A 21,594-nucleotide genomic window follows, 5' to 3' on the forward strand; every position below is an offset into this window, starting at 1 on the left:
TCAGTATTAACGATATAACCGCACAGATAAAGTAAAGGCGCCCGATGGCGCCTTTACTATAGTGGCAACTGTTATTGGTTAAGAGCGCTTCGGCGGCGTAAATATACCAAAGCCAGCATAGCCAGCAACCAGTGGCCGACGCTGCCACCGGAGGATCTTCCTTCCGATGGCGGGACCACTACCGGCACAGCCTGTACGGTTACCGACACCGTTGCACTAGCCACACCGCCACGCCCATCACTGATTTGCACATGAATGGTATCCATGCCGCTAAAACCGGCTTTAGGCGTATAACGTAACTGCTGCGAGGCGCTAATGCTAACGCTACCGGTTTGTGCCGTGGCGCTGCTGATGCTTAACGTATCGCCGTCGGCATCGCTGGCATGTTGTAACACATTGATGTCAATTGGAGTTTGATCATCTGTGCTGGCGCTGCTGTCTGTGATTACCGGTGCCATGTTGTAATACAGCGCAATTGTCACTGTGGCGCTGGCGCTGCCGTTGTTACCATCATTGATAGTGTAACTCAGCGTGTCATTACCAATGAAATCCTGCGGCGCTGTATACCATAGGCTTAAGCCATCCTCGCTAATTGTTACCACACCAAAAGCGACAGACGCCTGGCTGATGGTTAAGCTATCGCCATCTGCATCGGTATCGTTATCCAGCACCATTAGCTGATGCGTCTGGTTCCATTTCTGGTTATAGCTGTCGGCATTGGCGACGGGTTTACTATTGTCGCTGCGCTGCATTGATACGGCGCCCGGGTCGACAACTGCTGCGTTAACCAGGCCATCATCATCATTTGGTCCACCATCTTCAATGGTAAGCTGCACGCACAGATGACCTTCGACTAAGCCAGGAGTCCAATCCGCCGCGCCCGGTGGCGGGCAATAGCCTGGATTGCCTGCCGCAGAATGAATACTGTTATTTGCATCAGTAACGAAGTTCACCCAACTGCCTTGCTGGAATTTACGGTAGACCGCATTCGTTGGTATCGCTTCGCGTTGTGGTAGCACTATGCGAACAGATTGCCCAGCTGTAGGCAGGCTACGGATAGTGAAGTCAAAAATACCACCGACAGGCTCAAAGACCGGGTCGGTATTTAAGTTATCCAGCGTGCCGAGTTCTTCATCGAGAATTTGCACGCCGCCCGAGTTACCGCTGCGGGCAAATAAGCCCAGGCTGCAACGCACGCCGGGGTCGCATTCAACCAGGAAACTGCTGGTGGAATTGATTTGCTGCGGCAGAATATTAGGCGACGGCATATTATCCAGATAGTTCGGAATACCGTTGTCATCGCTATCGTCACTGCCTTCAAGCGCGTCATTAATACCGTCGCGGTCGGCATCACTGTTGGCATCCAGTACAGGTAAGGCGGTGACAACGCGGAAGTAGGCTGACGCCTGTACCGCCGCACCGGCCGAATCGGTTACCGATACCTGCACCTGATGCGCCCCTACCAGGTCAGCTGGGTCGAAGCTTATGCTGGCAGCGTCTTCGCTAAACGCTATGTTGTCAGGCAACTGCCAGGTAAGACTATGTGTATCCGATATGTTGGCATCGGTGATGGTTGCCATGACAGTGACCGGACCAGCTGTTGGTGTGACAAGTGATGTGCTAATCCCTTGCTGCATTACTGCCAGATTAACCTGTGGTGGCAGGTTGGTATCGGTAATAGTGACGCTGGTTCTGGCATCGGCAGCCAGGTTAGGGCCACTAACCAGGGTGATCAGCAAGTCTTTTGTCGCGTCGCCTATCAGGTCGGCAAAGACGTTAAAGCTAATACTGGCACGCGTTCCGGAGCTTATACGCACTGTACCGGCGATTAAGTCATGTTCGCCTTCCCCGGCAGAGCCGCCGACGCTGTAACCCACGTCAACCGGATAAATGGGCGACTCACCATTAAGAATGACATCGACACTTACCGCACTGTGATTGGCTACCGTCTGCGCTTTACTCAGTGATACCCGTGGCAGCACACGTAACAACTGGGTTGTGGTGCTGCTTAGGCCATCAGCATCGGTAGCTGACCAGTAAAGCAGGTGCTCACCCGGGCTAAATAGCAAGGTGTTTTTATCCAGGTGCACCGCTATTCGGTTGCCGTTGCGGTCGCGTGCTGTGGCAACACCCACATCCACTTTAGTGAACAGGCCGGTGGCGTTAACGGTTAAATCATCTGGCACGGTAATCACCGGTGCATCCGGGTTAACGCCGTCAATCTGCAGCGTAACATTGGCGCTGGCGTCAAACTCGCCATCGGTAATGCTGTAATGCAGGCTGACTAAGCCATTAAAGTTATCTGGCGCACTAAAGCGCAGTTGATTATCCACGATCATGACAGTACCAATGCTGGTCGTAGCGAACGTAATCGTCAGCGTATCGCCATCCGGGTCGATATCATTAGCCAATACGCCAAGTGGATAAAAACCATCCAGGTTAAACGGCAAGCTGAAGTTGTCATCAATGGCTGTTGGTGCATGATTGCCATCAACTACCTCCAGGTTAAACGCTGGCAGTGCCGCAGAGAGTTCCCCGTCAGACACGCTAATCACTATGCCATTACTGCTGCCGACGTCCTCTTTTAGTGGGGTGCCGGTTAACGCGCCGGTAGTGCTGTTAAAGCTGGCCCAGATAGGTTTATTACTGATACTGAATGTCAGCGTGTCGCCATCCGGGTCGCTTGCCGTTGGGGTAAAGTTGTAGGCTTCACCCTGTTTAATCGACGTTGCCGGCGCACCGCTGATAGTTGGTGCGGTATTCGTGGCTGTTACGGTAATACTAAACGCCGGCAGTGCTGCGGTTAAATTGCCGTCAGACACGCTAATAACAATGCCATTGGTTGTACCGACGTGTTCAGCCGATGGTGTACCGGTTAACGCGCCGGTAGTGCTGTTAAAGCTGGCCCAGACGGGTTTATTACTGATACTGAATGTCAGCGTATTGCCATCGGCGTCGCTGGCTGTGGGGGTAAAACTATAGGCAATACCTTGTGCCACGCTGGTCGCTGGCGAGCCGCTGATGGTAGGGGCTGAGTTAGGCGCTTGTGGTGTGACGCTGTTTGACGCAGCAGAAGCCGTACCTTTGCCGGTGGCATTGGTTGCCGTAACGGTAAAGGTGTAGGCCGTACCATTAGTCAGGCCGGCAATCGTGATGGGAGAGCTGGCACCCGTTGCAGTAGCCGCACCTGGGTTGGCTGTCACCGTGTAGCCGGTAATGGCGGAGCCGCCATTAGAGGCCGGCGCCGTAAAGCTGACCTGGGCGGAGCCATTGCCCGCCACTGCACTTACTGCTGTAGGAGCACCGGGCAACAGTGTGTTGGTCAGGCTAAGATCATTACCATCGCCGCCGGCGTAACTCACGATTAAATTACTGGAGTTGCCACCGGCAACAAAAGAGCCACCCTCAGCAATACCCGAAAAGGTACCGGTGATGGCATCTGCGCCATCATTGCTGATGATGTCATAGCGATCGCCATTCGCAGCAACATAGCTATGCGCTGCTGAAATATTGGCGCCGCTTAGCGACACAACTCCAGCAATATCCAGTTGGTCGTACTGGGTTACAGCGGTAGTGCCAGTGATATCTAGTAACAGATTCGCACCGCTGTTAAGTAGCAGGTTTCCGGCAACAGTTAACAGACCCGGTCCCGCATTGCCAGGAGAAAGATTACCGCCATTGGCAACGTTAACTGCCGGGACAGTACCTGTACCAGCCAGGGTTGCACCTGATGATACGTTTACACCTGAGCTGCTGGAAAGGTCGCCGGTGATCAGCAAGGTGCCTGCAGCGACCTGAGTTGCTCCGCTAAAGCTACTGGAGCCACTCAGGGTAAAGGTCCCACTACCCGCTTTGGCCAAAGAGCCGGCACCGCTGATCACACCTGAAAGTGTGGTGCTGGTGTTGTTAGCGCCGGTGGTTAGCGTGCCGCCGGTTAATACCAGGTTCCCCGCACCGGCTACTGAGCCTATAGTTTCGCTGCCACTTGGCAGTATCAAACTGGCTCCGGCGCTAATTGATACCGCAGTGCTATCTGTCAGCGCATTACCATTTGCCAGTGCCAAACCACCTGCAGAGACAGTCACTGCACCCGTTGCGGTATTGGTTGCGCTGAGCGTCAAAGTCCCTGTCCCTGCCTTGGTCAAGGCGTTCGCCCCGCTGACGACACCGCTGATGGTCATCGCATTGGCGTTGCTGATAATGGCATCGCCCGCCAAGGCAATCGCATTGGTTACTGTTTGGGCAGTACCGGTAAGGGTTAACAGGCTGGAAGCATTGATGGTAACTCCACCTGAACCCAGGTTGGATGAATCCGATACCGTCACCCCGTTAGTACCAGAAATAGTTAGGCCACCGGAGAAACTGTTCGTGCCACTCAGGGTTAAATTGCCGCCACTGGTTTTGTTCAGGGCACCGCTGCCACTGATAGTGCCCGATAGCGTCAGGGTTTGTGCCGCGTTCAATACCTGAACCGTTCCGCCACTGGCTCCCAGCACTATGGCGTTATCTAAATTAAAGCTGGCCATGTTATTGCTGAGAGTGCCGCCATTCAGCGTGAGGGTTCCCGAAGAGAAAGTACTATCGCTGCCAATCCATAACTCACCAGCCGATACGATGACATCGCCGGAGTAAGTGGTTGAATTGTTGGTATTGGTCAGGGTTAAACGACCTGTACCGGTTTTAGTCAGGTCGTTGGCTCCAGTCAGCTCCGCTGCAAGGGTTAATTGATCACCGCTGCCATTGCTTATGTTGAGGCTGCCAGCCAGAGTGAATGAACTGCCGGTGATAGTGGCAGTACCCAGCGCGTCAGCATTCAGAGTAATGTTTGCCGGAACAGTTAACGGTGTCCCTAAAGTGATAGTGGTGCCACTGAGTCCCACGGCAAAATCCACTGTGCCATTGGCGGTAACATAGGCAAGCGCTTCGCGCAGTGATAAGCCTGCACCATCGGCTAAATCTGTAGCCAGACTGCCATCAATAGTGGCATCGGCGCCTGAATCAGCATTGGTAGTTACCGTCACCGGCCCATCAATGGAGACAGCCAGTGCCGCCGACGCGCTGCTGACATTACCTGCCGCATCGGTCGCCGTCGCGGTGATATTGTGGATGCCATTGGCCATGGCCCCTGTGGTATAGCTCCAATTACCTGAGCCATCGGCCGCAGTGGTGCCAAGGGTGCCGCTGATGGATGAAATAACCGCCACAGTTGCATTGGCTTCGGCTGTACCGGTAAAGGTTGGCGTGTTGTCGCTGGTAATGTTGTCCGTATTGGAAGCGCCGGTGTCCGACGCGGCATCTAAATCCGGTGTTGATGGCGCGGCAGGCGTATCGCGATCGACGCTGTGGGTGGTGCCACTGCTATAGGCCGCTACGCCATTACCTGCTGCATCTACTATATTCGACCCACCATTGAGATCTAACCTGAGCGAGCCGGTACCTGTGATGGTATTAACCGTCACATTGACAGTGGAACCAGAAGCCGCAGAGACACTGGCAACTGAACCTGACGCTGTTCCTGTGGTGACCAAAGTAAAGTCATCGGTGGAAATATTGCTGACCGACTCATCAAAGGCCACCGCAAAATCCATGCTTGCTGCATTGGCTGCCGGTGAACCTGTAGGGGCGATACTGGTGACGCTGGGGGCAACGCTATCCACCACCAAGGCTTTGTTTGCGCCGAGGGAATTAGCTGCGCCGGGTGTCGCCAAGGTTAAGGTGGCGTTATTGCCGACTGTATCCTGAATAGTGCCGCCATTCAGCGCGAGTGAATTGGTAGTCACGTAGTCCAGATCGGCAGAATTATCACCCGCCTGCACGGTATAGCTAAAAGTCAGCTGATTGGAACCGGTGCCACTGGCGTAGCCTGCTATTCGATCTGTAGCCCCTGTTTCCAGCGTCAATTGCGGAATACCCCCGCCAGTGTTAACCATTACAGATTCACTGAAATTGACCTGAATGCTAATGACATCACCTGCTTTATAGACGCCATCCGCAGTGCTGGAGTTCACGGAGGTTACCGTGGGCACCATACCATCTACCACCAGGGCTTTGTTCGCCCCAAGGGAATTGGCTGCACCAGGTGAAGCTAAGGTCAAAGTAGCGTTGTTACCCGCTGCATCCTGAATAGTGCCGCCATTCAGCGCGAGTGAGTTGGTAGCGACGTAATCCAGATCGGCTGTTGTATCACCCGCTTGTATGGTATAGCCAAATGTCAGGGTGCTTGTACCTGTGCCGCCGGTGTAATTGATTGTACGATCAGTCGTTCCTGTCTCCAGCGTCAACTGCGGTATGCCACCGCCGGTGTTAACCGTCACAACGTCACTAAAGTTAACCTGAATACTGATGGCATCGCCGATTTTGTAGCTGCCATTGGCTGTGCTGGAATTAACCGAGGTTACAGTGGGTACAACACCATCAATGACTAACGCTTGATTCGCCCCCAGCGAGTTGGCCGCGCCGGGCGAAGCCAGCGTTAAGATTGCATTATTACTTGCCGCATCTCTAATAGTGCCACCATTAAGCGCAAGTGAGTTGGTAGCCACGTAGTCCAGATCAGCACTTGTATCGCCCGCCTGCACCGTATAGGTACAGGTCATGCTAGTGCCGGTACCACTCGCGCAATTAGCGACCCGGTCAATAGCACCGGTTTCTAGTGTCAATTGGGGCGTGCCAGTCACTGTCACAGTTTCATCAAAGTTGACCTGAATACTAATGACATCTCCTACTTTGTAAGTACCATTGGCAGTGCTGGCATTAACAAACGTAACAGTGGGGGCAATGGCATCCGGCGGGGCAACATTGGTGTCAACAGTGCCGCCATTGTTATACAAACTATCATCGCTACCGCCCGCAGAGCCGTTGGTGCTTCCGGCTACAGGTGTAATGCCGCCGCTGCCGCCGGCACCCTTATTATTGCTAACGTTAGCATAGCTGGTGGCATCAAAGTTTAAGGTACCGGTATTCCAAAAACCGCCCACGCCGCGACCGCCATTGCCGCCGTTTCCCGGACTGCCAACGGTAATCGAGCCACTGCCGCCACCGCCGCCGGCGGCCACATTATTGCTAACTGTTGAACTAAAAAGCGTTAAGGTACCGCTGTTAAAGACGGCGCCGGCGGCATTGCCCCCCATAGCTCCGTCGCCCTTATAACCAGCGCCGCCGCCGCCGCCGCCGATAGACAGGGTGCCATTATTTGCTGTGCCTCCATTCCCACCGGTGCGGCCGGATGTACTACCACCGAGGCCGCCAGCTGTGGTGCCGCCGAAGCCGCCCATTTGGTTAAAGAAGCTAGAGGCGCCGCCACGCCCGCCGTTGCCATTGCTGCCTGGTGAGCCGGTTTCTGGGCTGCCGTAGCTGCTGCCGTTACCGCCATTGCCACCGCCAATGCCATTTAAGCCAGCACCACCGCCACCGCCACCGCTGTAGTCTTGGTTACCAGCACCGCCACCACCGCCCGCTGCGCCATTGGCGGTTATGCTGGAGCCGGTTAAGGTTAGCGTACCGGCATTGCGGATACCTGCACCCATTGCGCTAGCCCCGCTACTGCCTGAATTGCCGCCATTGCCAGACACTACACCCTCGCGAATGGTCAGGTTGCTGATATTAAGTGTACCGGCCTGTACTTCTAATACCCGGCCATAGTAGTTAGCATCCAAACTAAAGTTGCCACCACTAATTGCAACGGGCTGTCCATCAGTGATATTGGCGACGATTAAAGTACGCATGCTATCTGAAGGGCTTGCGGTGAAATCCCCGCTGCCACTGGCTGCAATGTTTCCGGTGATGGTTATAGTGTCAGCTTCATTGTTAGACGACGCTGTTGTTAAGGCGGTTTTTAGTTGCGCTACGGTATTTACTGAAAACGTAGCTAAATCATAGGGGTAATTTTGCATCGCCTGGGGTGACAGTGCGGCTGTGGTTTGGCGGCTACTGCTGCTGATTTCCAGCTCCCAATCGCCACTGCTACCGGTAATATCATCCGATGCAGCAACTGTGCGGCCGGTTAAACCTGCCAGCGTATCAACAAACTGGCGGCCGGCCTGGCCCTGGCCGGTATTACAGGCCAGTAACTGAATATCGGCATCAGCGGTAAGATAGGTGCTTAAACCTTGTAGCAGTGCGTGTTGTTGCTCCAGCTCATTGGCCGTCAGCCAGCTGTTACCCAGCAGTAATTTACCGGCTTCACCGTGGGCGACAATTTGCACTGATGCCACCTGTGCGTGCTGCGCCAAAATAAATGCCAGCTGCTCTAAACCATGCCGTGACGGGGTAAGGTGATACACCAAAGTGCCAGCTGCCAAATTGCTTAACAGCGATTGCGCAGCAGGCACCCGGCTATCGACAATCAGCAGTTTAACTGTAGTTGATTGCGGCGCACTAATCACCGGCAGTTCGGCCTGAATAGATGGCTGTGCCGGTAAGGCCAGTGCCAGTTGGATAGAATTGGCTAACAAAGTAGTGACAAACAGTGTTTTACCGGCTGTGGTGAGATGGCGCGATTGCGTTGAAGGCATAGTGCTTTCCTGCATAATTTAAGGCTGTTTAATTCTGATCACGTTGGCAGCACTGCTGGTATCGGTATCCCAGAAATTCATCGTGTTAAAGCGTTCAAATACATCGGGTGGTAAGACGGTTTGCCGAGCTGTTACCGCTAGTTTCGGGCGAATACTGTGCAAACCGCTTAAGCCAAGGTTCTGGTCGAATTGCGGTGTATCAAATGACAGATTATTAAAGTCATGCTCAAACCAGGGCTCATCAATAAATTGGTAAATAAGCCGCATTACTTTATCCGGCGCTTCGGTTAGTAGCTGGTAATCAACCAGTAATACCGATTTAGCGTGAGGGCTGTAATAGGCTTCTTTTAACGCTGTCCAGGCAAACCCCACCATGCGGTTAGTGTTGGCGAGCGCCTCAGTGCGGCTGTATACGGTGTTGCGCTCAGCGTCGTCATTAAACAGCCGACTGTTTTCCAGTGGGTCCTTATTATAAAGGCGCTCAATACTGTCCATGATCCAGGCCACGTTGCGCACGCAGGCAATCACTTTGCTTTGTGGAAACAGTTGTTGTAACAATGGCAAGCGCGCGCACCACAAACGGTTGGTATCAAAAATGACCTGTTTATCTTGTTGCTCAGTGTAGTAGTTCTCAAATAATCCTTTGCATAGGGCCTGGCGCTGCATAGTGGATACTTGTGACGCATGCTCGCTGCCAGCGCTGAATTGTTGCAATATGCTGGTTAACATCGGCGCGACAGGGCTGGAAATGTTGGCAGTAAAAGCCGGGTTTTGTCGCAAAATTGATGACAATAATGTGGAGCCGGAACGGGGGAGCCCGGAAATAAAATGAAATTTAGCTGACATTAAGTGGCTCTTTTTCCAACCGAGTAACTATTTGAGTTGAACCTAGTTTTTTATATTGGTCAATATATATCCAGGGCCTTTTGAGCAGATCATCGTCAAGGCCCGACTTCCCTTTATCCCATTTGGCTTAGCGGATCATTTTGCATACGGGCATCTCTACAGAAGCCATTTTATTCAGCACTGCGACCGAGCCTTGACGTTACCCAAACAATCAACTGGGAACCAACTGCGAGATAATTTAACCAATGTCACAGTCTCACTGTTATATATCAGCGAGCCTGCGAGCGAGTTAATGCGTTTGTTCAGGGCTGCCAACACTTAGCCACCTTTTTTTGATGCTGGTAAATATTGCTACAACGAACGTAACAACTAAAAACTGACCTAGCATAAGCAGCAACAACTTTGGCCCAAAAGCTACTTCCTCGGCTCTGGTTTCTGCGTCGCCCTGCCTTTTACATCCCAGCAGACTTGTGCACAGCCGCATGCAGGGTGTTGTGGAGACTGGGGACTAGAGACCCCCGGTTACCCGATTATGCCTTGCCCCATTCGGTTCGAAGCATTGCCATAACCACGGTATCCCACCACTGTTGTTTGAAAAATCGATGCTCTCTGAAATGAGCTTCCTGTCGCATACCTAAAGACTTACAGAGCTTAATGGCAGGTAAGTTTTTGCTAATAGTCTCCGCATAGATGCGATGAACACCCAACTCCGCAAAACCAAAATCTGCCAGCGCTAAAGCCGCTTCCTGGCTTAACTTACGGCCTTGCGCTGCTCTTGCAAACGCACAGCCCATTGAAGCTTGATGATTGTCTTCTAAGCGCAAACAAACAGTCCCAATAAACTGTCCTGAGTCCTTAGATTCAACAGCGAGTTGATATGACGTTCTTGGTTGTTCAGCAGCCTGAGCTATAAATAAGCCTGTTAACGCTTTGTATTTATTAGGGTCACAATCACTTTCGTCGTAGAAACGCTGATATTTAGTATCCTGAGACATAGCAACAAAGGCACTTTCATCGCTCGGCGTCATATCCCTGATAATCAAACGCTTAGTCTCGATTTTAAACATCGAAAGTTCCTTTTTTATCCTGGGGCATTGCTGGTGATTGTTAGGGCTAGAACCGCAAATCATAAACTGACTGCCCCAATTTGCCACGACCTAAATCTTTACGCATTGATAATGCTGCATTTTTTAGGTTAGTCACATCTGGATTATGAACAAATGCATGCAACGAATTTTGTGTATTTTCTGATGCGAATAAAAGCATGTTGAACCATTCAGTCTTCAATTCTTCGAGAACGTCTTCCTTGGTAGATAGATCAGGCCGATTAATACGCAAGGACGACTTGTTAGTCTCAAAATCATGAGCCGCATACATCAGCAGAATAATAACGCGACATCTTTTTTCTAGATCTTGTCTTTGGCTATTAAAAGAGGCCTCTTGTCTCTTCAGAAAGTGTTGAATTAACGCCGTACTTTTCTTTTACCTGGTCATTTTTTAGCATGCTTATAACCCACTGCCTAGCAAGAGTTTGGAAGCCGCACCAATTTGGTGCCGGGGAAAGGCGGATGTGTTCCGTACTATTGCTGTTATACGGATTGTTACTACTTTTTATGTGATTCACCGCTTTCTTATGGCGCTAATTGATCGCCGTTCTTACAGCTTAATGCCTACGGATAAGGCTAACTAATTGATTCACAGCGTGTCTTTATCTACCTGTTTTACTGGGCCTGTGCGTGTTTAGTGTCACTAACAGGTCACAGGTCTGGCCATTGCATGACAAGATGGCGGCTTTTCAGTATTCTATGGGCTGAATTACAGCGGGAATTTTCCATGTCGCAAGCAGCCTCTCAAGCCGTCGTTATCAGCGGTAGCGGTCTTTGGACCCCCTCTCACAGCATTAGCAATGAAGAATTGGTCAGCGCTTACAATGCCTGGGCCGATAAATATAACCAAACCAACCAGGCCGCCATTGAGGCCGGGACACTGGAAGCCAAGCCGCATTCCAGTGCGGAGTTTATTGAAAAAGCCTCTGGCATAAAGAGCCGGTTTATCTACTGTAAAGACGGCGTGCTGGATATTGATCGTATGTATCCGCACTTTGCCGAGCGCAGTGATGAACAGGTTTCACAGCAGGCTGAAATTGCCATAGAAGCGGCCAAGGCCGCATTAAAAGCGGCCAATAAGCAGCCGCAGGATATCGATGCGGTGATTGTGTCATGCGCTTATACCCAGCGCGCCTATCCGGCCATTGCCATTGAAGTGCAGGAAGCGCTGGGCATTGAAGGCTTTGGCTTTGACATGCTGGTGGCCTGTTCGGCGGCGACTTTTGGTTTGCACCGCGCCTATGAAATGGTTAAGGCCGGCACTGCCAGAGCGGTATTGGTGATTAACCCCGAGTTGGTGTCGCCGCAGATTAATTACACCGACCGTGACAGCCATTTTATCTTCGGTGATGTGGCCACCGCTAAGGTGGTGGAGTCTGCCGCCACGGCCAGCAGCGACCACCAGTTTGAGATCTTAAGCACCAAAGCGGTAACTAAGTTTTCCAACAATATCCGCTCTAATTTTGGTTTTATGAGCCGCGCTCAGGACACCGATCCTTTTGCCGTGGATAAGCTCTTTCACCAAAATGGCCGCAGCGTATTTAAAGAGGTTTGCCCTATGGCTGCCACGCACCTGGAAAGCCATGTGGCACAGCATGGTTTGGGCGCTACGGATGTGCGCCGCTGGTGGTTACACCAGGCCAATATCAATATGAACCTGCTGATTGCCAAAAAGCTGCTGGGGCGGGATGCCAGCGCTGATGAAGCACCAATAGTGCTGGATCGCTATGCCAATACCGCCTCTGCCGGTTCAATGATTGCCTTTAATCTGCATCATCAGGATATGCAATCCGGCGATGTGGGGGTGCTGTGCTCTTTTGGCGCCGGGTATTCCATCGGTAGTCTGGTTGTACGTAAACGTTAAGCGAGCTTCAGGGATGACGCAAAAATCGAACACTGGCGGCGATGTCCGCCAGGAACCGGCTATGCAGAATTTGCTTGGCCGTATGCCCAAGGCGGTGGCCGACAGCTTTAATGACGAGCAGCTTAACCACCTGAAACTGGCACTGGGCGCCCGCAGTTGGGGACGCCATGCGGTGGATATTCGTGCCACCTTGCCGGTTCCTTTTACCCGCTGGCGTTACTATCTGGTGTTTTTGATGGGGAAGAACCGCCGGGAATTATCCGAGCGGGAAAAAGCCCTGTCTGCCCTGGCGTCAGCAGCGCTGTTGAGTGCGTTTATTGTGTTCTGCGTATTGCTGGGCTTGCTGGTGCTGTACCTGATTAAATCGGCACTGGGGATTAACTTATTTGACGATTTCTCGTTGGGGATTTGGTCAGAGTTTAAAAAGCTCTTCGAGTAACGCTTCGGGTTGGGATCGAAGCGTTACCCGTCAAGCTGAAACCTTAGCCTTGCTGCAAGCGTGCTTTCATTTCGCGGCGCTTTTTATGTAGCACCGGCTCAGTATAGCCGCTTGGCTGTTCTGCGCCCGCGAAAATCAGTTCAGAAGCAGCCTGGAAGGCAATGGCGTTATCCAGGTCCGGCGCCATGGGGATATACTCCGGATCGTCGGCATTTTGCTTATCCACCAACACCGCCATTTTCGCCAGTGACGCCTGCACTTGCTGGGCATCCAATAAACCGTGTTTTAGCCAGTTGGCAATATGCTGGCTGGAAATCCTTAAGGTGGCGCGGTCTTCCATCAAACCGACGTTATTGATATCCGGCACTTTAGAACAGCCCACCCCCTGATGCACCCAACGTACCACGTAGCCCAAAATACCCTGCACGTTGTTATCCAGCTCTCGTTGCAACTCATCGGCTCTAAGCTGTCTGTCTTTCGCCATCAGTGGGATCTGCAAGATGGTATCCAGGCCGTCAAAGTCCTCACTGGCTAATTGCTGCTGAATGGCAAACACATCCACCTGGTGGTAATGCAAGGCATGCAAAGTAGCGGCAGTCGGTGAGGGAACCCAGGCGGTATTGGCCCCGGCTTGTGGATGCCCCAGCTTGGCTTGCATCATATTGGCCATTTGATCCGGAATCGGCCACATGCCTTTACCTATCTGGGCCTTACCGGATAAACCTGATACCAGACCGGCGGCCACATTGGCGCGCTCATAGGCATGGATCCAGGGCAGGGTTTTCAGTTCGCCTTTGGGGGCAAAGACACCGGCCAGCATACTGGTATGAATTTCATCGCCGGTTCTGTCTAAAAAGCCGGTGTTGATAAAGATCACCCGCTCAGGGGCGGCGGCAATACAAGCGCGCAGATTCACGCTGGTGCGACGCTCCTCGTCCATAATGCCCATCTTTAAGGTATTGGCAGTCAAGCCCAGCAAGGCTTCTACCCGACCAAACAACTGGTTGGTAAAGGCCACTTCTTCCGGGCCGTGCATTTTCGGCTTAACAATATATACGCTGCCGCTTTGTGAGTTTTTAAACTTACCCAGCCCAAGCAGATCGTGTTTGGCAATTAGTGAGGTGATCACTGCATCCATAATACCTTCGGGAATCTCCTCGCCGTCAAACAAGATGGCCGGATTGGTCATCAGATGGCCGACGTTTCTTACCAGCATCAGGCTGCGGCCTTTCAGGCTAAATGGCTGCCCTTCTGGAGATAGATAGCTGCGATCCTCATGCATGGTACGGCGCTGAATTTTGCCACCTTTTTCCAGGTCGGCACTCAGGCTGCCTTGCATTAGTCCTAACCAGTTTTGATAGACCAGGGTTTTATCTTCGCCGTCTACCGCGGCCACCGAATCTTCGCAGTCCATAATAGTGGTAAGCGCAGACTCCAGCAGAATATCTTTAATACCCGCCGGGTCGTTTTTGCCCACCGGATGATTGCGATCAAATTGCAGCTCAGCATGCAGGGCATGGTGTTTAAGCAATATGGCATCAGGCTGCTCGGTGCTGCCCTGATAACCCACATAGCTGGCAGGATCTTGCAGGGTTGTGGTGCTGCCGTCTTTAAGATCAATCAGCAAACTGCCATTTTCCAGGCGGTAGCTTACGGCTTGTTGATGCGAACCTTGTGCCAAAGGCGCGATGCTATCCAGCCAGGTTCTGGCCCAGGCCACTACTTTTTGTCCGCGTACCGGGTTATAGCCTTTGCCTTTTTCAGCGCCGTCACTTTCATCAATCACGTCTGTGCCGTAGGCGGCATCATACAAGCTGCCCCAACGGGCATTGGCGGCATTTAGGGCGTAGCGGGCGTTGTTAATTGGCACCACTAACTGCGGGCCAGCCATGGTGGCGATTTCTGCATCCACTTGAGTGGTACTGATTTGGCTGCTTTGCGGTACGGGTTGCAAGTAGCCGATGTCTTGCAAAAAGGCTTTGTAGTGGGCCGGGTCAAGCTGAGGATGCTGGCGATGATAGTCGTCAATCTGCGCTTGTAGCACATCACGTTTGGCCAGCAGGGTTTGGTTAACGGGGATAAGATCGGCAAGCAGTGCTTCAAAACCAGACCAGAATGCATCAGCGTCTACTTGTGAGCCGGGCAAGGCCTGCTGCTGTATAAACTCATACAGACCGGGATAAATGGCCAAGCGGCCCTTGTTGATTGTTTCCGCCATGCTGGGCTCCTTTGTGTAGGGCTGAGCCAATAGTGGCTCTATATTTATGTGTGCGCCAATAACTGGCAGCGAAGAATCTTGGTTTGGCCAGTCTAGACAGGTCAGCTGTGTTTGTAGAGTTTATGGACTGTATTTTCGGTATTCACCCTGTTTATAGTGTTGTGCGAATGCATGCTATGAAGGCCTTTCAGGTGCCTGGCAGCATGATTGACAGGGTGTTGTGCATAGGTGATAAGGTTGCTTAGGATTTAAACAATCGCTTGAGGATGCTATGAAAGGGAATCTGTGGCTGGGAATAGGATTATTACTGCTTGGCTGGCTGGCCTATGAGTATCTAGGGCCTCAGTCACCCGCAGAGACTACTTTTGTGGGGGGGAATGCCACGCTAGAGAAGGGCTCAAACCCTTCTAACACCGAAACCCCTGCACCTAACCCCTTCGTTATAGCAGGGCAGCAGGACAGTGCTGAGCAGCACATTAAGGCGATAGACTCGCATCGGGCAAATGGCAATCAGCCTGGCACTATTGAAACCAGCACAGGTTTATCTGTTCGTGAGGCGATAACCGATCAAGCGCCTACCTTGACGGTGGAGAGCACGGATGACCGGCATCGCGACTCGGAAAGGGGTGACATTAATATGAAAGCGGCGCGCCGTCATTTGCCGGAGCCGCTTGCCGGGGCATTTGCCCAGACTCGCTATCGCTTTGCCAATGCTAAACAAATCAATCAGTTGCTTGAAAATGAGGCGGGCCGCAATAAGGCGTTGGAGCAACAAATCTTCGAGTATATTGCGCAGGTGGCGGTAACCTGGGGAGTCAAAAGCTATGCGGTTATTTGCTCATCAGCGCAATGTATGTTGCTTACCACCCAGCAAAAGGATTTTTACCTGAATTCACTGCTCAAAGACTATTCCCATGATGTGGCTGAGCGCTTCCCACTGCAACTGACATTCAGTTCCAGCAGCACCCCGCCTAAAACCGGGGATGCGCTAAAAGTCTCCTTTTACCTTATCCAAAAATCAGGATAATTCTTTAGCAATATCAATGATTAAGCGCCTAAGCCAGATATGCCCGGCATCGTGCTGGAGTAGGGCACTCCAGGCCATTTTCAGGGCGATAGGCGGAATATCAAAGGGCGGCTCAAGGATCACCATATTGCTGTCGTCTTTGTAGATCTTGGCGGCGCGGCTTGGCAGCGTGGCAATCAGGTTTTGTTCGCGGGCCAATTGCAGCGCCACATGATAGTGGCGGGTAAATACCCGGATATGCCGCTTTCTGCCTAGCTTGGCCAGTTCCAGATCCACCCAGCCGAGTTTTTGCACTTCATTGGGGTCGATACCCACGCCTACCCCAAAGCCGGTTTTGCTCACCCAGATATGCTGGCCTTTAAGGTATTTGTCTAAGGTGAAATGCTTCACCACCGGGTTTTGCTTATTCACCACGCAGGAAAAACTGTCGTACCAGATCACCTTCTGGTGGAAAGACAGTGGCAACTCTTCAAAGCGGTTAATGGCCATATCCACCTTGCCGTGTTCCACATCATGAAAGGTCACATCCGACGGGGTAATCACATCCAGGGTAATATTCGGGGCCTGCTGATTTAACTGGCGAATTACCTCAAGCAACAGGGTCGATTCGGCATAATCGCTGGCCATAATGCGAAAGGTCCGCTCACTGGTGAGGGGATCAAAATCACTTTTGGGTTGTATGGCCGCTTCCAGACGGGAGATGGCGTCGCGCACCACAGGTTGTAACTGTAAGGCCCGCTGGGTGGGGGTCATACCGTCACTGGTGCGTACCAGAATCGGGTCGTTGAACAACTCCCGTAAGCGCTTTAAGCCGTTACTCATGGCCGGTTGGGTAATAGACAATTGCGCGGCTGCCCGGGTGACACTGCGCTCACGCATTAACACATCAAAATACACCAGCAGATTCAGGTCAACCTTGGCTATATTCATAAAACTAATGGCCGGTATGAGATTTATAAATTGGTTGAATCCTACCCCGGATGTCTATGCTTGTCATTAGCAGATTCGCCCATTAGAGGCACTTTCACTATCTGTACACAGCAAAGTTGAAGCGGCTGGTCGGGCAAGGCCAGCGATAACCGGAGAACGCTTATGTCAGCCTATTTACAGGATATTGAACATTTCACACAGTTGCTCAAAAGCCGCCACACCTGGGGTGCTATTAATCCCGAATACGCAGCGCGTATGAAGTCACAGAACCAGTTTAAAACCGGTTTGGATATTGCGCGTTACACGGCCGCCATCATGCGCCGTGATATGCAAGAATATGATGCAGACAGCAGTGCCTACACCCAGTCATTAGGTTGCTGGCATGGGTTTATCGGTCAGCAAAAGCTGATCTCCATTAAGAAACATCATGGCACCACCGCCAAGCGCTACTTGTACCTGTCCGGCTGGATGATTGCTGCGCTGCGCAGTGAATTTGGCCCACTGCCTGACCAGTCCATGCACGAGAAAACCTCAGTGCCAGCGTTAATTGAAGAGCTGTATACCTTCCTGCGTCAGGCCGATGCCCGTGAATTGGGTGGACTGTATCGTCAGTTAGATAATGCCCGTGCCAGTGGTGACACCGCCAAAGCTGCCAGCCTGGAAAACCAGATTGATAACTTTGAGACCCACGTAGTACCTATTATTGCTGATATCGACGCTGGGTTTGGTAACGAAGAAGCCACCTACCTGCTGGCCAAGAAAATGATTGAAGCCGGTGCTTGTGCCATTCAGATTGAAAACCAGGTATCTGACGAGAAGCAATGTGGTCACCAGGACGGTAAAGTTACCGTACCTCACGCCGACTTCCTGGCCAAGATCAATGCCGTTCGTTATGCCTTCCTGGAGCTGGGTGTGGAAGACGGGGTGATTGTGGCCCGTACCGACTCACTGGGCGCTGGCTTAACCAAGCAAATTGCCGTGACCAATGAGCCGGGCGACTTGGGTGACAAATACAACAGCTTCCTGGATGGCGATTACATTGAAAGCGCTGCGGATATTCAAAACGGTGATGTAGTGGTTAAGGCTAATGGCAAGTTGTTAAAGCCTAAGCGTCTGCAATCCGGTTTGTTCCAGTTTAAGAAAGGCTCCGGTGAGGATCGCGTGGTGCTGGACTGTATCACCAGCTTGCAAAATGGTGCTGACCTGCTGTGGATTGAAACCGAGAAGCCACATATCGGCCAGATCGCCGGTATGGTAAAACGCATCCGTGAAGCTGTGCCTAATGCCAAGTTGGTGTACAACAACAGCCCATCGTTCAACTGGACGCTTAACTTCCGTCAGCAGGTGTTTGATGCCTGGCAGGCAGAAGGTAAAGACCTGAGCGGTTTTGATCGTGCCAGCCTGATGAGCGCAGAGTACGACAGCACTGAACTGGCGCAGGAAGCCGATGCCAAGATCCGTAGCTTCCAGGCCGATGCGGCCCGTGAAGCCGGTATCTTCCACCACCTGATTACGCTGCCTACTTACCACACGGCGGCCTTGTCTACCGACAATCTGGCCAAGGGCTATTTCGGTGATGAAGGTATGCTGGCTTATGTTCAAGGGGTACAGCGTAAGGAAATCCGCGAAGGTATTGCCTGCGTGAAACACCAGAATATGGCGGGTTCGGATATGGGCGACGATCACAAAGAGTACTTCTCTGGTGATGCAGCGCTTAAAGCCTCAGGTAAAGACAACACCATGAATCAATTTGGTTAAGTCGAATATAAATATAAAAAGCGCGGGCTGGTTGGCTCGCGCTTTTTTGTATGCTTATTAGAATGTTTTCAGCTAACCCTATATTTTTATTTTTTAAACTCAATCAATAGGTTATGTTAGTTTTGAAATGCGTATGGTTGGTTACAGCCTGGCACCACTTACGAGCGCTGAAGACGCTGCAGCTTATAGTCTGTATTGCTTTAACTTCATTGCGGATTAAGTAAATAGGTTGGATGGCCCTGTGTGGCATCCTTTGCGAAGAAACTACAGAGAGTAATCTATGGCGTCTAGTAGCATGCCTTTTAAGGACAGTATTCGAGGACAGCTGATTATGTTCCTCGTGTTACCAGTGTTGGTGATAATTGTCAGTCTGATTTCATTGAATGCATACAATACTTTCGAAAATGCCGCTTTACAGGCTGAATCTTCGTTGGTCAGCGACGTAAAAAGTACCGCTCTGTTAATTGAGCAAGCTAATCAAAAAGCGTTGCAAACAGCCAAAATAATGGCATTGGCCCAGCAGGAAGGGTTGTTTGGACGCAGACTGGAATCGAGCCAATATGCCAGACAAGTTTTGGCAACCAGCCCAGAATTAAATGGGGCCTATTTTGGTTACGAGCCTAATGCGGACGGTCAGGACTCTCAGACAATTCAGCCTGGCCTAAAGAATGCTGTGAACACGACAGGGCGTTTTCTTCCATATTGGTACCGACAGGGAGACAGCTTGGCGGTTTCAGCGCTGTTAGATATGGAAACCAGTTTGTATTACGACGGCGTACGTCAGTTATTCAACCGTAATGGCAATCCCACCGGCCTTGTTACTGAGCCCTATGAGTATGAAGGGGTAATGTTGGTAGAGCAGAGTTATCCCATTGTTATAAATGGTAAATTTGTTGGTGTGGCTGGCGTTGACATGGCACTGGATAAAATTGAACAGATGTTAATGTCGCTTAAACAGCAGTCAGGTTATGAGATGTTTCTGGTCAGCCGACAGAATACATTCATTGCTTCCACGACTAGAGCCAGTCAGCTTAAAACTAAGTTGGTAAGTGACACGCCCTATGCTAAGACTTTGGCCGGTATGCTGAGCAATCGTGACAAAGGATATATCGACTTACTGGCGGATCCGTTTGATGAGGGGCAGTATTATTACGCATCTTATCCGGTTGCAACCGGGGATTGGGTGTTGATTCTGCGTGAAAGCGAAGAGACTGTGAAAGGGCCGATTGTGACCCTCACTATAAAAGGCGCAGTGTTGGCGGCCGTTGGCTTGCTGTTGATTGTGGTAATTGCCTTTTGGTTTGCCCGACGCATCAGCATCAAGGTGGAATCTGCGGTCAAAATTGCTGACAACGTGGCACAGGGGAATGTCAGTGCGCTTAAGACCAAGCGCAGCAGCGAGCGAGACGAGATTGATCTGCTGACCATGCGATTGTATGACGTGGTTGATTCTTACCAGGAGATAAGCCGGGTATGTAAAGCTGTCGCGGATGGAGATTTAAGTGTTTCTATGCCTCAGCGCTCTGCTAACGATGTGGTTGCTATTGCGCTAAACGAGATGTCGGCAAAGCGTAAAGAGATGGAAGATGCGTTACATGAGCGAACCAAAAAAATCTTGGATACCACCACCACGCAGGGGCGCGAAATTGAGAGTGTCGCCGTCGCGATGGACGAGATGACACAAACTGTAGGTGAAATTTCGCGCTTGGCGTCCGGTTCTGCGGAGGATGCCAGAGACGTGGTGGAGTCAGTCGGTGGCGTGCAGAAAACCCTTTCGGGAGCTGTGGACCAGGTTAAGCAGGTGTCTCAGGATATTGGTGATATTAGCTCAGCGGTGACTGTAGTGTCTGAGAGTACAGGGAACATAAATAGTATTATCGATGTCATTAATATGATTGCGGAGCAAACCAATTTACTGGCTTTGAATGCCGCTATTGAGGCAGCTCGGGCGGGGGAACAGGGGCGAGGCTTTGCCGTGGTGGCTGATGAGGTTAGAACGCTGGCTGGCAGAACTCGCACCTCTACCGATGAAATCAGTAGTTTGATCAATGAATTGCGCGCCAATGTGGCCAATGCAGTGAAGTTAGTCAATGAAGGTCAGCAGAGAACGCAGAGCAGTGTTGAGTCGACTGAAGCCGCATTTGATTTGCTTAATTCCGTAACCTTTAAAGTCAACGCTATCAGTGACCATATGATACATGTGGCGACTGCTGTCGAAGAGCAAAGCAAGACTTGCGAGGAAATAAACCGTAATCTGACGGTAGTTAATGAAACATCAACAGAACTGGCAGAGTTTGCAAGACGCGGATAAACATAGTTGCCAAGGTGGCACCTATCCGTTTTCCGCTCCGGTTAGCTGAATATAACCTTGCTTACTTAATTGAGCTACAGTTACAGGCCACCGCTAGTCGGTGGCTTTTTTTATGCTGGCCGACTACCCTCAGAGACGCATCTTTTACCCGTTAAGGAATAACATGAGCCAAGACACTCCATGCTCAGATATTTACCCATGTTTAATCTATGCCGATGCCCAATCAGCTATTAATTGGTTATGTGAGGCATTTGGTTTTACCTGTCGTTTTGTGGTGCCAGGAGAGAGTGGGGAGGTCATTCACAGCGAGCTGTCACTTGGCAGCACTGTGATTATGCTCAGTTCACCCAAAGCGGAGTTTAATTGGATTAGCTCTCAGACGGCCGGTGGTTTGTCCATGATGTTGAGTTTGTATGTGGCTGATCCAGACAGCCATTTTCAAAGGGCTGTGGCGGCTGGTGCAGAGGTGATCAGGGAGCTACAAGACGAGGAATATGGCGCGAGGGGATATATGGTTAAAGATCCTCAGGGGCATATGTGGTATTTCGGTAATTACCGGCCCGGACAGTATTGGTCGTAACC

Annotated in this window: 11 protein-coding genes; 6 read left to right on the forward strand and 5 right to left on the reverse strand. The window is 51.4% G+C overall.

Annotated features, from left to right (window positions below; genetic code table 11):
* Positions 1-71: 71 nt before the first annotated feature.
* The 3 genes from J0A65_RS02680 to J0A65_RS02690 form a co-directional block, all read right to left on the reverse strand.
* Positions 72-8,513 carry an Ig-like domain-containing protein gene (locus J0A65_RS02680; RefSeq protein ID WP_206592583.1) on the reverse strand — a complete coding sequence of 2,814 codons (8,442 nt, stop codon included), beginning with the start codon at positions 8,511-8,513 and terminating at the stop codon, positions 72-74.
* An 18-nt stretch (positions 8,514-8,531) separates the two neighbouring features.
* A complete protein-coding gene (locus J0A65_RS02685) occupies positions 8,532-9,359 on the reverse strand; it encodes a sulfotransferase family protein (protein ID WP_206592584.1) in 828 nt (275 codons plus the stop codon).
* A gap of 530 nt (positions 9,360-9,889) precedes the next feature.
* Entirely contained in the window at positions 9,890-10,426 is a 537-nt protein-coding gene (locus tag J0A65_RS02690) for a GNAT family N-acetyltransferase (protein WP_206592585.1), read from the reverse strand.
* A 766-nt stretch (positions 10,427-11,192) separates the two neighbouring features.
* Here J0A65_RS02690 and J0A65_RS02695 point away from each other — a divergent pair.
* Complete coding sequence (locus J0A65_RS02695; RefSeq protein ID WP_206592586.1) at positions 11,193-12,329, forward strand: beta-ketoacyl-ACP synthase III; 1,137 nt, start codon at positions 11,193-11,195, stop codon at positions 12,327-12,329.
* Positions 12,330-12,390: 61 nt separating this feature from the next.
* On the forward strand, positions 12,391-12,768 hold the full coding sequence (locus J0A65_RS02700) for a 3-phosphoshikimate 1-carboxyvinyltransferase (protein WP_232849706.1): 378 nt from the start codon (positions 12,391-12,393) through the stop codon (positions 12,766-12,768).
* A 43-nt stretch (positions 12,769-12,811) separates the two neighbouring features.
* Here J0A65_RS02700 and J0A65_RS02705 read toward each other — a convergent pair whose 3' ends face one another.
* Positions 12,812-14,986 (reverse strand): malate synthase G, encoded by a 2,175-nt coding sequence (locus J0A65_RS02705; RefSeq protein WP_206592588.1) that lies wholly within the window; start codon positions 14,984-14,986, stop codon positions 12,812-12,814.
* 271 nt (positions 14,987-15,257) lie between these two features.
* On the opposite strand from J0A65_RS02705, the gene J0A65_RS02710 reads away from it, so the two are divergent.
* Positions 15,258-16,013 (forward strand): hypothetical protein, encoded by a 756-nt coding sequence (locus J0A65_RS02710; RefSeq protein ID WP_206592589.1) that lies wholly within the window; start codon positions 15,258-15,260, stop codon positions 16,011-16,013.
* Here the strand turns inward: J0A65_RS02710 and J0A65_RS02715 are convergent.
* Positions 16,005-16,943 carry a LysR family transcriptional regulator gene (locus tag J0A65_RS02715; protein WP_206592590.1) on the reverse strand — a complete coding sequence of 313 codons (939 nt, stop codon included), beginning with the start codon at positions 16,941-16,943 and terminating at the stop codon, positions 16,005-16,007. The two genes, J0A65_RS02710 and J0A65_RS02715, sit on opposite strands and share 9 nt — an antisense overlap.
* A gap of 162 nt (positions 16,944-17,105) precedes the next feature.
* Between J0A65_RS02715 and J0A65_RS02720 the strand changes: the two genes are divergently transcribed.
* The 3 genes from J0A65_RS02720 (at position 17,106) to J0A65_RS02730 (ending at position 21,592) form a co-directional block, all read left to right on the forward strand.
* Positions 17,106-18,701, forward strand: a complete 1,596-nt coding sequence (locus J0A65_RS02720) for an isocitrate lyase (protein ID WP_206592591.1) — start codon at positions 17,106-17,108, stop codon at positions 18,699-18,701.
* Between the two features lie 280 nt (positions 18,702-18,981).
* Entirely contained in the window at positions 18,982-21,012 is a 2,031-nt protein-coding gene (locus J0A65_RS02725) for a methyl-accepting chemotaxis protein (RefSeq protein ID WP_206592592.1), read from the forward strand.
* A 163-nt stretch (positions 21,013-21,175) separates the two neighbouring features.
* Entirely contained in the window at positions 21,176-21,592 is a 417-nt protein-coding gene (locus J0A65_RS02730) for a VOC family protein (RefSeq protein WP_206592593.1), read from the forward strand.
* Positions 21,593-21,594 lie beyond the last annotated feature (2 nt).

Source organism: Bowmanella yangjiangensis (assembly GCF_017255015.1).
Lineage (GTDB): Bacteria > Pseudomonadota > Gammaproteobacteria > Enterobacterales > Alteromonadaceae > Bowmanella > Bowmanella yangjiangensis.